The 12,892-nt window shown below is 68.8% G+C and carries 9 protein-coding genes and 1 pseudogene; 5 read left to right on the top strand and 5 right to left on the bottom strand.

Annotation, left to right across the window (positions count from 1 at the left end; translation table 11 throughout):
• Positions 1-575 precede the first annotated feature (575 nt).
• The 4 genes from ACSU53_RS30235 (at position 576) to ACSU53_RS30250 (ending at position 7,624) form a co-directional block, all read left to right on the top strand.
• The gene (locus ACSU53_RS30235; RefSeq protein ID WP_437033498.1) at positions 576-1,730 is read left to right on the top strand and encodes a hypothetical protein; all 1,155 of its coding nucleotides are present in this window, start codon (positions 576-578) and stop codon (positions 1,728-1,730) included.
• Positions 1,727-3,601: a hypothetical protein gene (locus tag ACSU53_RS30240; protein WP_437033499.1), complete on the top strand. Its 1,875-nt coding sequence runs from the start codon at positions 1,727-1,729 to the stop codon at positions 3,599-3,601. The genes ACSU53_RS30235 and ACSU53_RS30240 overlap by 4 nt, the downstream gene beginning before the upstream one ends.
• 64 nt (positions 3,602-3,665) lie before the next feature.
• Positions 3,666-5,006, top strand: a complete 1,341-nt coding sequence (locus tag ACSU53_RS30245; RefSeq protein WP_437033500.1) for a hypothetical protein — start codon at positions 3,666-3,668, stop codon at positions 5,004-5,006.
• Positions 5,000-7,624 carry an RNaseH domain-containing protein gene (locus tag ACSU53_RS30250; protein WP_437033501.1) on the top strand — a complete coding sequence of 875 codons (2,625 nt, stop codon included), beginning with the start codon at positions 5,000-5,002 and terminating at the stop codon, positions 7,622-7,624. The genes ACSU53_RS30245 and ACSU53_RS30250 overlap by 7 nt, the downstream gene beginning before the upstream one ends.
• A 283-nt stretch (positions 7,625-7,907) precedes the next feature.
• Here ACSU53_RS30250 and ACSU53_RS30255 read toward each other — a convergent pair whose 3' ends face one another.
• Positions 7,908-8,417 carry a hypothetical protein gene (locus ACSU53_RS30255; RefSeq protein ID WP_437033502.1) on the bottom strand — a complete coding sequence of 170 codons (510 nt, stop codon included), beginning with the start codon at positions 8,415-8,417 and terminating at the stop codon, positions 7,908-7,910.
• Positions 8,418-8,613: 196 nt separating this feature from the next.
• On the opposite strand from ACSU53_RS30255, the pseudogene ACSU53_RS30260 reads away from it, so the two are divergent.
• A pseudogene (locus tag ACSU53_RS30260) lies at positions 8,614-8,781 on the top strand (transposase); the annotation flags it as partial.
• 485 nt (positions 8,782-9,266) lie between these two features.
• On the opposite strand, the gene ACSU53_RS30265 reads toward ACSU53_RS30260, so the two are convergent.
• From ACSU53_RS30265 to ACSU53_RS30280, 4 genes are all read right to left on the bottom strand, one after another.
• Positions 9,267-10,061 (bottom strand): toxin glutamine deamidase domain-containing protein, encoded by a 795-nt coding sequence (locus ACSU53_RS30265; protein WP_437033503.1) that lies wholly within the window; start codon positions 10,059-10,061, stop codon positions 9,267-9,269.
• Positions 10,058-12,316, bottom strand: a complete 2,259-nt coding sequence (locus tag ACSU53_RS30270; RefSeq protein WP_437033504.1) for a hypothetical protein — start codon at positions 12,314-12,316, stop codon at positions 10,058-10,060. The genes ACSU53_RS30265 and ACSU53_RS30270 overlap by 4 nt, the downstream gene beginning before the upstream one ends.
• A gap of 61 nt (positions 12,317-12,377) precedes the next feature.
• Positions 12,378-12,620: a hypothetical protein gene (locus ACSU53_RS30275; RefSeq protein ID WP_437033505.1), complete on the bottom strand. Its 243-nt coding sequence runs from the start codon at positions 12,618-12,620 to the stop codon at positions 12,378-12,380.
• Positions 12,617-12,754: a hypothetical protein gene (locus ACSU53_RS30280; RefSeq protein WP_437033506.1), complete on the bottom strand. Its 138-nt coding sequence runs from the start codon at positions 12,752-12,754 to the stop codon at positions 12,617-12,619. Before ACSU53_RS30280 ends, ACSU53_RS30275 begins: the two co-directional genes overlap by 4 nt.
• Positions 12,755-12,892 lie beyond the last annotated feature (138 nt).

The following is a 12,892-nucleotide window of genomic DNA, read 5'->3' on the forward strand; positions in this document are numbered from 1 at the left end:
GGGGGCGGAGGGCCTGTCGGCTCTTAAGTTGGCCTGACGGCCAACTACGGGCCTGACGGCCCGTAAGGTGACGCATCGTCATGCCTGGCGGCATGACTGGTTTGTTGGCTGGGTTGGCCCTGACGGGCCAACAGGTGCAGGGTGGGGCCTGGCGGCCCCGCTGTCGCATGTCCTGGTGTCATGCCTGGCGGCATGACGGTTGAAGACGGTGGGCTCGAGTGGTTGGGATTCCCTGCCCTGGCGGGCAGGGTTGGCACGTGTCGGCGCCTTGCGGCGCCGTGATGTCGTATGGGTTCGTTAGACAGTTATCCGATTGCTCTCCCCTCCCCCTTGGTGTGCCGGGGCTGTGGGGCCTGGCCCTGACGGGCCAGCGGAACGGGTTGAGGCCGGGGCTGGTGGTGGCCCTGCAGGATGCTGCCGGCATGTCTGGATCCTTGTGGTGCCCCGCTGTCGCGGGGCCCATCTTCGTTGGTTTTCGGGGGCGTTGTCGGACCGGGCGTGTATGTTCCGGAAGTTGTTGGCCCGTCTGGAATGGCCCCGAATACCACTGGTGGGGCGTGGAGGGGTGAGGAGCTGTGCCTGTTAGTCAGCATGTTGCCGCTCGGAGGATCATTACTGCTGCCCTGCGGGCGGGTGCGGCGTGGATCAACCGGGTTGAGGAGCCTCGTGCGTGGCGGGAGTTGTCCCGTATGCACGGGGTGCTTTTGTCGAGTCTGCCCGTGGGGGCCGGTCCTTCGACGCCTGCCGAGATGATCGACTTGCTGCCGGTCCGCCTGCGGGATTGGGTGCCTCTGTCCTGGGACGAACTTCCTTCGGCGATGGGGGATTTGATTGTCCTGACGGACAAGGGTGAGCTGACGGAGGAGGCCTTCGATGCGGGGATGAACTATCTGGAGGCCCTGTATGGGGACGACGGATATTTCGATCTCGGTGGGGCGTGGCTTCCGGCGTGGGTTCGGCAGACGGCTGAGCAGACGGAGCGGGCTGTGTTTCGGCACATCCGCTCTGGCGGGCAGGCCGGCTATGTGGCGGCGCGGACGATGCTGACCGAGGTGCCTTATGGCACGGAGCGGGCGTTGGTCGAGGAGTACTCGCGCCGTGGCGCGGCGCGGATGGATGTGTATCGGCCTGTTCCCTCAGACCGGGTGTGGGTGGGGGCGTCGTCGTGGTTGTGGCCGTGTCCGCAGTGCCGGTATCCGATGGTGCTGCGGGGTGGGCAGTTGCGGTGTGAGTATCCGCCGCATCAGAGCCGGTTCGGTCTCGTCGCGGGTAGTGGCAGGCGGGGCGGGCCGCCCGTACTGACCGGTGGGCGGGGCCGGTTGGCGGCTGCGGAGCCGGCGGATGGCGTGTTGTGCCTGGACTGGGGGGTGTGGCGGTACATCACCTGTCCTGGGCTGAGTGAGGTGGGCCTGATGCAGTGGCTGGAGAAGCAGGAGGGGGTGCGGGTCGAGCGCTGGGAGAATCTGGACGAGTGGGATGTCGGCGTCTACCTGGCGGACGGGCATCGCTGGCGGGTGGACGTCAAGGATCACCAGGACGCGCAGACGATCATCGACCGGCCGCCTGCAGGGGAGACGGTGGTCGTTCCCAACTATCGGCGTAGCCAGGTGAATCAGCTGCAGTCCGGGCTTGATGCGCTGCGGACTGCCGACGGGCAGCGCTACAGCGTGTTCACGGTCAGCCGTTTCAAGGCGGCTGTGACGAAGCGGCTGAAGGGGATGGGCACATGACGTCGCCGAAGAACGCGAGGTATTCCGTCAGTGTGCCGCTGACGCTGCGTGCGGCGATCCTGCTGGCCGCGCGGGTGTTCCCCAACCGGGCTCCGCAGGAGCAGGCGACATGGCGGCGTGTGGTGGATCTTGCTGATGCGCACTTCCTGGCCACGGGGCAGATGCATCTGTGGGACGGCTGGCCCGCTCTGGCCGTGCGGGATCAGGTGCGGATCACGCGGATGCTGCGGCAGCGGCCGGCGGTCCTGGCTTCCCACTCGGTGTTTGTCACGGAGGCGGCAGCGGTCCTGGACAAGGGTGAGGCGGTCGAGTTCGCCCCGGCCGACGGGGAAGAGCAGGTGCTGGTTCTGCCCGTCGGGGATGACGAAGCCCTCATCGATGCCTTGCTGGACGAGCTCGAGGACAATGCGGCCAAGGGGCAGTTGCTGCCCAAGCCTGCGCCGCCCGGCTCCTACGTCAGTGACTTGCGGATCAGGGATCCGCTCAGCCCGTCGGGCCGGGTGGTGGATGTCTTCTACGACCTCGACTACCAGGGGCCTGCAGCTGCCAGCGTGGTGCAGGAGCTGGGCGAGGCACCGGTCGCGGACGAGGTGGTGATCCCCTTCGCCGACCTGGACGAGATCGCGGGCCGGCTCGATCGGCTGCGCGGGCAGGACTACCGGCGCAGGGCGGTCGCGGACGTCCGGCGGCACGCCCGCGGCCGCGACGGTCTGGAGGTGGGCGAGCTCCTGCGGGTTCAGGCCGGGCCGCTGCGGGTCTTCCACGCCCCCACCGGCATGGGCAAGAACGTCCTGAGTGAACTCGTTGCGGTGTGGGGCGCCGAGACGGGCCGGGTGATCTCGCTGGTCGTTCCGCAGAATGCGCAAGTCCTGGCCACGGTGTACCGGCTGCAGCAGGACCTGGACGACCTGAAGATCTCCGCACAGGTCGCGCCGGTCGTCTCCCCCGCCTCCATGCAGGAGCTGGCCGAGCAGACGGCCGGCAACCCGCACGACGACGCGGACTTCAGGACCTGGGTGTACCGGGAGATGTCCTACAGCTGTGCTCTGACCGGGCACGCCACCACCTCCTCCGATGCGGTGGATGCCTGGACGCCGGGCCAGGAGCCGTGCGACCAGCTCAAACCCAATGGGCCCGCATCCGACAAGGTTATGGCCTGCCCGTGGCGCGGCGGCTGTGGGAAGTTCCGCCACCACCGGGCCGCGGCGTCGGCGGACATCCTGGTCACCAACCATGCGAACTTCCTCACCGGGCACATCCATGCGCCGGTGGCGGGTCGGCCCGCTCCGGGACGGCGCATGACCACCGAGCAGCTGCTGCTGCACCGCAGCCACCTGGTGATCATCGACGAGGCCGATGCGCTGCAGGCTCAGGCGTTCGACCGGGCGGCCCGTCAGGTGCTGCTGGCCCAGGACGGTGCGGAGCACACTCCGGTGCGTGATCTTGACAGTCAGTTCCGGCGGCACTGCCACCGGTTGCCGATGAGTCTCGAACAGCATCTGCGGCCGCTGATCAACCACCTGGTGTGGCTGGCCGAGTCTTATGTGTCCCATCTCGTCGGCGGGGTCATCCATCCTGACCGGGAACGGCGCAGCATGGTCGTTCCGCGCCGCTGGGACGGGATGTTCGCTTCCCGGATTTTCAAGCTGGAGGCGGGTGAGCGGCCCACCGCGCAGCAGATGCAGGCGGTCAACCAGCTCTACAAGCGGGAGGGGCCGCTGGAGTTCGCCGGTGAGGTCGAGGGGCTGGCGGAGCTGAGGGAGCTGCTGTCGGACCGGCTACCCGGTCACGGATCTGGCCGGCGGGTCGGACCGGCTTACCCACGCCACTCTCAAGCGCATCGGGGAAGCGTTCTCGGCGGTCACCGGTGAGACGGACGAGAAGCGGCTGTCTTCCCTGGCGCTGCTGGCGGCCCGGCGGGCGTATCTGGAGGAGATGCGCAGCATCCTGCACCGCATCGTCGGGGTCGCGGCGCCGCTGCAGGGGGCGGGGATCTCCGCCGGTAACGGTCTCGTGGACGCGCTGGCCTCGCACGTGCCGTGGCGTGCTGCCCCGTACGGCCCTTTGGGGCGTGCGCTGTTCGCGTTCTCCGAGACGTTCGACCCGGCCGACCGGCATCAGACGGCGCTGCGGTTGAAGTCGTATGTCGGGGATCCGCACGCTCACCTGGCCTATCTGGGCGAGGTGACCGCGCTCGCTCATACCGGCACCCGCCGGGCGGTGATCGGGATGTCGGCGACGGCGTTCATGCCGTACGCGCCGCGTCATCACCTTCTGCCGGAGCCGACCTGGTATGTGCCGGACGACGTCAACGGAAGCCTCACCGTCGAGCTGCAGGCCGGCCAGGACGACGGGGCGGGCATCGTGGTGTCGGGCACCGAGGGGTTGAGCCGGGAGCGCGCCTATACGGCCATGGGGCGCAGTGTCGGCCGGGATCTTCCCGCGCAGCTCGATGCGGTGGCCGCGGATCTGGCGACCGCGCACCGGGCGTATGCGCTGCTTGCGCCGACCGCCTACAACGCCGGTCCGGCGCTCGCGCGCGGCATGATCGACGCGGGGGTGGCGGCGGGTGAGATCTGTGTGGCGGTGCGGCCGCAGGAGATGGCGGCGCTGGAGCGGATGCCGCCCGGCTGGGTGCCCATCCCCAGCAACCGGCTCGAGCAGTTCCCCCATGCCGTGGGCCGCGGCCGGTGCCGGTACCTGATCGCCCCCATGGCGCGGGTCGAGCGTGGCCTGAACATCGTCGACCGTGACGGGCGGTCTTTGCTGCATGTGGCCTGCCTGGTCAACCGGCCCGTCCCGGTGATGGAAGATCCCCCGGTGCTGCTGTCCCTGGTCAACTCCCTCGCCTACCGCCGGAGGCGGCCTGGTCCGGATCCTGCGGCAGAGCTGGAGCGGCTGCGGATCGCGGCGGGCCAGATCTTCGACGACATCCGCAGCGGCCAGGGTTATTTCAAGTCGCTGGGTAAGGACGTCAAACTCGCCGTCGTCGCGGAGATCCTGACCCGGTTGATCCAGCTGGGCGGGCGTACCCGCCGCGGTGGGGACCCGGGGCGGCTGCGGCTGCTGGACGCCGCCTTCACCCGCACCGCCGCCGACTCCACCCTTCCCGCTCTCCTTGGGCAGCTGCGGGGGAAATGGCAGGACGAGGGCCACATGTCGCTGATCGACGCCGTCTATGGCACCACCATGAGCGGCGCCCTGCTGGGGCTGGCGGAGCACTCCGCCGCCGGATACGAGAACGAGGTTGAGGATGAGGAGTGGGGCGAATGGTGAGTGACGACCGGGGCCGCCTGTTCACCCTGTCCTTCCCGCTGGATGACCGGCTGCTGGGCACGGTGCATGTCTATCCGCAGGACGAGGCGCTCGCGTCGGCGTGGCGGCGGCTGCCCAGGCCGCGGGGCAGGGACGCCGTGCCGCCGATCGCGTCCCTGCAGACGGCGGCGCGCGCGGTGACCGGTGAGCGGCTGGTGTTCACCAACCCCGACCGGCCTGCCAGGACCGGCCGGTGGGCCGGTCGGAGCGTGATCGTCACGCCCAAGGCGGTGGACGAGGCCGTGGTGCGCACCCTGATGCGGGAGTGGGAGACGCGGCTGGACGGGCATGACGGCCGCGACACCCTCACTGCCCTGCTGCAGCTGTCCGACGACGGACCCCAGCCGCTCAGTTCGCTGCTGCACCGCGATGCCGTGGGGCGGGTCACCGGTCCCCGCTGGGCGTTTCGGGTGGCCGGGTGGCGGCTGGCGGGCATGCTCGCCGCTCAGCCGCTCCCCCTCGACGAGACCCTGCCTGCGCTGCGTTTCCACCTCGACAGTGAGGGTGACCTGCTGGCCTGGCAGGCCCCGCTGGTCCACGAGCGGACGTGGATCGACGAGGAGAGCGGCAAACGCCGGCGCATCGCCGGCTACGCCATGGAACGCATCCACATCGAGGTCGAACCCGCCCCCGGCGGCACGACGCTCATCGCGCATCTGTCGGCGCGGATCTCGCGCGTCGCCACCCACTACAAGGGCATCCGCAACGTTCTGCTGCGTCATCCCGTCAACCCCGACATCATCCTCAAGGCCCCGATCACCACCCGGTGGGAGAAGGGCCCGGACGGGTTCATGCAGCCCGCGGCCGTCACCTACCGCGGGGCGACGGCACAGATCGTCGAGGCCTGCGGCGTCGGCCGGCTGCCCCAGCCGCCCCTGACGGGGCTGGACGAACTGACAGAGGTGCGCGGGGTGCACCGCACGGGCAAGCACCCGATCGACAAGGGCGCCGGGGCGATGTTCCACGCCCGGCTCGAGGAACACGCCACACGCGTCCTCGGTCAGGAGCCCGTCGTCTACACCGGGACACCCATCAAGATCAGCAAGCCGGGCGGGAGCCTGCCGCCCTACGTGCCGGCCGGCAAGATGGCCGGCGCCATGGCCGGCGCCCGCCTCGATGCGGTGCGCACCGTCGTGCTGTATGAGTCGGCCGACTGGCGCAGGCGGGTGATGGGGCAGCTGGCCCGCGACTACGCGCGGCCCGACCTGGCCGATCTGCCCGACGAGCAGCCGGTGGTCCTGGCGGCCGGGTATGAGCTGGTGGCGGTGCGGCTGCCCGAGCTGGTGCGCCACGGCAGTCATGACCGCAGCCTGATCCTGAACACCCTGCCGTGGTTCAAGCCCGGTGCGGGGCGGGCGCTGGTCACCGCCCTGTGCGAGACGCGCTACCTGACCGAGCAGGAGAAGGAGGCGGGGGTGGCGGACGCCAAGCACGCGCTGAAAGTGCTCTTCGCCGAGCGTGGCATTCCCTCTCAGTTCATCACCATGGACTCCGATCCGGGCGATCCCTACCGGCTGAACACACCCGAGAAGATCGAGCGGGCCAGGGCCCGTAAGGCGGGTCTGCCGGAGCCGGAGGTCGCCTACAAGGACGACCATGCGGTGCAGATCGCGCTCGGCAGCCTGCACTGCGACTCCGGCATCATCGACAACCGCCTGGCGGCCACCGCCTTCCACCGCAACGCGCGTGACACCGCCCTTCACCGGGAGGCCGTGGTGGTGGGGCTGTGGACCCGCTACCACCGCTACGGCGAACGTCCCGGCCGCCCCCGCAGGCCGGCCGTGCTGGCTGTCACGCTGGTCGCGATGCGGATCCCGCCGGGTGAGGACGCGTACTGGCCCACCCTCATGTACAGCGATCAGGGCTGGCTCCCGCTGGCCCAGGCACGGGCTCTGCATCATGCCGGTCCCATCGGGAAGAAGGGGCACCATCTGCGGGAGGACAGTGGTGGGCCGGACAATGTGCGCGCCTATGTGGACCGGGCGCTGGCCGCGCTCGGTGGCCGGTATCCGATCATCGTCTTCGCCGAGGAGCGTGAGCGGATCTGGCCCGGGCTGTGCAACGACCGGCTCGGGGATGGCGCTGTTCCCGGGCAGAGTCTGATCGCGCAGGGATGGGATGTGGCGGTCGTCAGGGTCGGCAACGGGCAGGGCACGCCCCAGCCGTCACGGCGCACCGGCGGCGGGGGCAAGCGGCCGGCCAACCCGCTGCAGCCGGTCATGCCGGAGAAGATCCTCTACCGTCACGATCACGGGGACGTGGTGTCCTGGCTGTTTGCCGGGCAGTCCCGCCAGCACGCCGGCGGGCAGCGCACCGGCACCCAGTACACGCGGCGGACCCTGCCCGGTGGGCAACTGGCCCAGATGGGGGCTCCTTTCCACGCCATGACCCGCACCGAGTACGTGGTTGCTCAGCAGGGTGGCTGGCGGGAGGAGCAGTTGGTCGGTCTTGCCGCGCGGATCTCGGAGCAGGCCGCCATGTGGGACGGGCGGACCAACCTGCCCGCGCCGTTGCATCTGGCGAAGAGCGCTGATGAGAAACATCCGGGCTTCGTCGACGAGGAAGGGTTGAGCGAGTAGGGGCGGTTGACGCGTCGGCTCCGGAAACGGTGGCGGCTGGGCTGGCAGCCTGTCGGGCCTCGACCACGGCTGATGAGGGCGGGGGCGCACGCTGGGTCTTCCCTCCGGGCGTTGTCACGCGCATGGAGATGCACGCCGAGTGGCGGGGTGTCGGCCTGGGTTGGGCGCATTCCGGCTTTGTCTGTGAGAACGGGTTCTGGCCCAGGTTCTGGTGCGGCCACGTTGGGTGAGCGGGTCACCTCACGGTTACCGATCCCGATGACGAGCACACACGAACCTCGGGTCAGTCTCCCGCCTCGGCTACAGACCTCTTGCTCAGGAACTGCTTTGCTGCCTCGACCGCTTCTCCGTTGAGTTCCTCGACGGAGACTCCCCAGCTCTCCTCCCAGCCGTGCAGGTTGTGCGCGCAGTGCACAAGGGGTTGCAGCTCCTTGGGGTAGCCGAGGTCATAGGCGATGTCTGCGCAGATGAGGTGAGTGCCGGCGGCGGGATCCAGGGATCCGTCGGCGATCTGACCGGCGATCCAGTAGGCCATCGCCCACTTTGCGGCCCGGGGGTCCTCCGGCGGGTGGAAGAGCAGTCCCAGCTCCTCCAGTACTTGGTCGAAGAGCTCGGGCGCTTCGGGCTCTTCGCTCCGGAGAAGTCCAGCCAGCATCGCCAGGGACGGGCTCTCGACCCCAGCTATCAGCGCGTCCAGACCTGCCTGGATGAGCCTGTCCGACCCGACATGCCTGCCAAATGCCCTCTCACGCGCGATGTGTCTGAACTGATCGAGGGCGTCGTCGCTGGTCATCAAGGTCTTCTCCGTCGACATCTGGAAGGGGGAAGGCTTGCACACGCGTCGCCGCCGCGGCCATCGAGTTCTTCCCGTCTGTGGGCGCGCTTCCGTAGGTTGGTGAAGTCCGCGCGGCCGAACATCTGGCGCTTGAGCATCTTGATCCGGTTGACGTGCCCTTCCACGAGGCCTGAGCTCCAGGGCAGAGTCAGGCCTGGGCCGACGCCACTGGGTGGTCGAGCGAACGATGTCCTGGCTGAACGGGTGCCGTCGCTTGCACCGCCGCTACGAGCGCAAGGCCGGCCACTTCCTCACGTTCGTCGGCATCGCCGGTGCCCTGATCTACTACCGGCGCCTCGGCCATCAGGGAATAGGCAAGTAGGTATTCGCTGGAACGGGAGCCGAACCCGGACGGTTATTACTCGGGCTTTAAGTAGGACCTAGCGCGCCGCCAGACCTGCTGCTGGTACAAGCAGGCCTCGCTGGGGATAAAGGAACTCGACAACGCGTGACGGGCAGAAATACCCGTGCGCCCGGTGATGGTCTGCCTTAGGACAGTCCTCACCGGGCGCATCAGAGACTAGGAGGGCCTAGGTGTGAGGCTAAGGCTGCTCCAGAAGGCCCGCTCCTCCAACTCTCCGAACCTGGCCTCGCCGGAGGAGAGGTCCACCAGAATTGGCCAGCAGTCTAGCAATTGATCCTCGACATTCCTGGTGGCCAAGAATCGAGACGAGTTGTATGGAGCGATAAGAATCCCATCCTTCACGCGAGCAGCGCTCCAATCAATCGCCAATTCAGGTTCACCAGGCCTTCGGCTTGCTTGCAGCAGCCTTTCCGCAAGCGAGCGGCCCTCTGCTTCGGAAATCATCAGTTCGTCCTCATGAATTGATAGCCATCCCATGTGGGGGCATGGCTTGCGTTCCCAGTTTGCCCGTCCAGAAATGTCACCCTGCCTTCGATGTTGACCACATTGAACACGTGGCCACCTTCGGAGTCGAGTCCGTACACGATACCTCGCGCCCCAGGGCCCGCCTTCTGGATGTCATTCACTATATTCGAGAAGCTTCTACCTCGGAACTTTCTACCGTAGAACTCTTCGATCGGCTTCAGGGAGCCACGCTCGAGCGTGGGGATGGCGTTCGAGTGAGCCCCCTTGGCCATGAGTTGGTCGAGCGATATCACGCACGCGCGGCAATTCGTCTTTCCTCCGCCCGGGTTAATGAGGATTTTGAGGCCTGTTTCGGGGGTGTAGTACTTGCCGCCCAAGATAGTAGAGCGGGCGGCGCTATAACCACCGACACCGACTGCAGCCCCGCCGACAAGCGCGCTTCCACCAGAGGCGCCTCCTGTCACTATCTCTGAGATGTTCGCGGCGCATACCGGCGCTGTGGCCAGGCACCCCTCCGCCGCGACGACGGCTACCGGGGCGGCAGCCACAAGAAGTGCTGCACCTGCGAGGAGACCCAGCGTGACCTTCTGCCAGGTGGCGAGCTTGCCCGGGTCTGGTATGTCGTTGGCGTTCGGGTCGTAGTGGGGGTTCGTTCCCATGGCCCAGCAGGCATTGCAGTGGCCGTCATCCCGCTTGGGCTCGGGGTCCGGGCCCTTCTTGAACACGACCTTCGCCGTGGTTACACCGTTGGCGATCTTGACCGTGACCGTCATAGTGCCGGTTCCGACACCACCGCCATCCTTCTGGTACGTGAAATTTTGCGTGTACGTTTTCGTGTACCCCCAAGACCAGGGCCGATCTGCGTGGTGCACTTGGTGTTGGCCGCGCAGATCATGTCGTAGGGGACGTCGGGCCAGTTGGCCTTGGTGTCCTCGGTGAGGCTGGAGCAGCCGCCCGAGACGATGCAGCGCTGTCCGTAGACGAAGCGGACCTGCTGGGCAGCGGGCTTGGAGTAGATCAGGTCGCTGCGCAGACCGTAGTCGATCCGGTTGAGGTAGCCGCCGCGGGTGTAGGCGGTGCCGTTGACCGTGGTGTCGCCGTTCTTGGAGTAGTAGTTCGTCTCCTTGCTGTACCAGTAGGTGCTGGCGTTGCCGTGGGGGTCGACGACGTAGTCGAGGTTCCAGCGCCAGGCCTGGTTGCAGGAGGAGTCGGCGAAGCCGGTGGACTTGTGGCACGGCTCGCCGGAGTCGTCGCCGAAGACCGGGACGTTCCAGGTGGAGTAGGTGGAAGGGTCGTCGTCGGCGGTGTCGGTGGTGCCCTTGTCGCTCCAGCCGGGCATCCGGTGCTTGCCGAAGAAGTACTGGATGCCGGAGGCGTCGGTCACTTTCCAGTACTCGCCGTTGTTGTCGCCGTTGCCGGTGGCGCCGGTGAGGTGCTCGACGCGCGTGCCGTCCTCGTTCTTCAGTTTCCAGCTGCCGCCGGATGCCTCGGACAGAGCGGCGCTGTCACAGGCGTTCTTGTCGGCGCAGGTGTTGACCAGCTCTGCGGCTTTGCCGTTGAGGACCAGGGTGGCGTTGGCGTACTTCCAGCACAGGTCGCCCTTGCCGGACTGGCCGTCGTCCTTGCAGGAGGCGTATTTGCGCTCGATGTAGGACTCGGTGATCGAAAAGCCTTCGCCGACCATCGACGTCTGGTTGTTCTCGCCGGCCGTGCGGCCGTCCACCGAGGCGGAGTTGTAGGAGATCGACAGGTTCGGGGCCGGGCCGGCTGTCGCCGGGGGCACCCGCAGCGGGTAGTTCCAGGTGAAGTCGCCCGTGCTGCCGCCGGCTTCCCAGGTCGCGGTCGGGGACAGCGGGGTAGCGCCGTAGTCGCCGCCGCCGCCCGAGCTCTCGGCCGCTGCCGCCAGCAGCACCGGCGCACCCGCCTTCAGGGCGCCGGCGGAGAGGGTGCCCGTCAGGGTCTGGGACTCTGCATTGTTGTCCGCACCCTTTATGGGGGACTTGGTGCGGCAGGACTTCTTCTGCGGAGTGGTCAGCGCGCAGGCGGGGAGGGTCACCAGGCGCAGGCGGGGGCCGAAGTTGCCGCCGTAGGCGTCGCTGAAGGTGGAGTAGTCGAGGGAGACACGGAGCCCGTCGCTGTCTGCTGTGTCTGCCTTGGCCGGGTCGACGGTGAGCAGGACGCCGTTGACGCCCGCCTTCTTTGCCGCCGGGCGGGAGTGGACGCGGAGCGCCACTTCCTCGGCCGTGCCGCTGGCCTTCGCCTTGGGCTTGCCCTTGGACTTGGTCTTGTCCGACTTGGCCGATGCGGCGGCGGGTGCCTGGGCCAGCTTCACACCGAGTCCGCCGACGGTGACAGCGGCTAGGCCTCCGGGACCGTCCCGGCGGGCGGGATCACCTCCCCGGGGGAAGACGGCGTCCCGTGCGTCGGCCTGGGCCCACGACGGGCCGGCCGCCGCGTGTGCGGCGATCTGCTGCTGCACCCAGGTGCGGGACCAGGCGGTGGCCGCCGACCGGTACGGTTCGGCCAGTACCGCCGGTGCCACCGGGGTACACCAGGCGGGCCAGTTCGCCGCCCAGTACGCCCGCGCACGAAGACCGCGCGGCAGCAGGCGGGCCGCCGTGCCCGCCAGTTCCCCGGGCAGGCCGGGACCGGAAGCGGCGACGTCGGCCGCATACCGCATCGCGGCGCGCACACCCCGGCGCGCGGCGACCTCGCCGGTCGCATACCGCGGCACCCCCAGCAGTTCATCCGCCCCGTCCCCGGACAGCAGCACCTGGCAGTCCAGCTGCCGGGCGCGCAGCGCGGCGGCGGCGTTGACCTCCGGCAGCGCGTCCAGCCGGGGCCCGGCGGCCGACCAGAGCGGCTGTGCGCGGTGCCGGGCCGGGTCGAGGACCACCAGGTCCGCGCGCAGGTCCAGGCCGGCCAGCAGGCGGCGCACCACCGAGGCGGCGCCCGTGCCGGTGTCATCCGTCAGGTCGGTGGTCAGGGCGATGACCCGTCGTCCGCGGGCCGCGCGGAGTGCGTGCACCAGGACGGCGAGGGAGTCCAGGCGCCGGAGACCAGCACGCCGATCACGTCCGTGTGCCGGGTCAGGTCTTCCACCGCGCCGGCGAACGCTTGCGGCAGCGGGCCGGGCACCGGCTCCGGGACATCCGCCGGGGCCCGCTGGACGCCCTGCCACGGGGCGCGGGGATGAACTCTCCCAGCAGCGCGGGCGGCGCCAGCAGCAACGCGAGGGCTTCCAGGTCCACGCGGGCAACGGGGCTGGCCAGCGCCAGCGGGTCGGCTGACCTCCGGCCGGCCCCGTCCTCGAACAGCGGCAGCAGGCTCACCGGCGCCGCAGGACCCGCACGCCCCGGACCAGGTCTCTCACAAAGGCGACCGCACCGCGCTGCGGCTCACCTCCCACCACGCCCTTGCTGCCCTTGCCGTGCTGCCCGTCTCCGGGCGTGGACTTCGTCGACACGACCCCTCACCTTCCCCGTTGTAATCGAACGATCTCTCAGTGTGAGCGGGGGGGGGGTCGGGCGCTGACAGACGATTTCCGGCGGGCGCGCGGGCCGGACGCCGTGCCGGACCAACCCGCGAACGTGCGGCGACTGCC

Source organism: Streptomyces sp. enrichment culture, from assembly GCF_964273255.1.
Taxonomy (GTDB): domain Bacteria; phylum Actinomycetota; class Actinomycetes; order Streptomycetales; family Streptomycetaceae; genus Streptomyces.

Excerpts from the sequence above, each read along its gene's own strand:
- ACSU53_RS30250 (WP_437033501.1), top strand. The coding sequence starts at position 5,000 with ATGGTGAGTGACGACCGGGGCCGCCTGTTCACCCTGTCCTTCCCGCTG.
- ACSU53_RS30255 (WP_437033502.1), bottom strand. The coding sequence starts at position 8,417 with ATGACCAGCGACGACGCCCTCGATCAGTTCAGACACATCGCGCGTGAG.
- ACSU53_RS30245 (WP_437033500.1), top strand. The coding sequence starts at position 3,666 with ATGCGCAGCATCCTGCACCGCATCGTCGGGGTCGCGGCGCCGCTGCAG.
- ACSU53_RS30240 (WP_437033499.1), top strand. The coding sequence starts at position 1,727 with ATGACGTCGCCGAAGAACGCGAGGTATTCCGTCAGTGTGCCGCTGACG.
- ACSU53_RS30265 (WP_437033503.1), bottom strand. The coding sequence starts at position 10,061 with ATGACGGTCACGGTCAAGATCGCCAACGGTGTAACCACGGCGAAGGTC.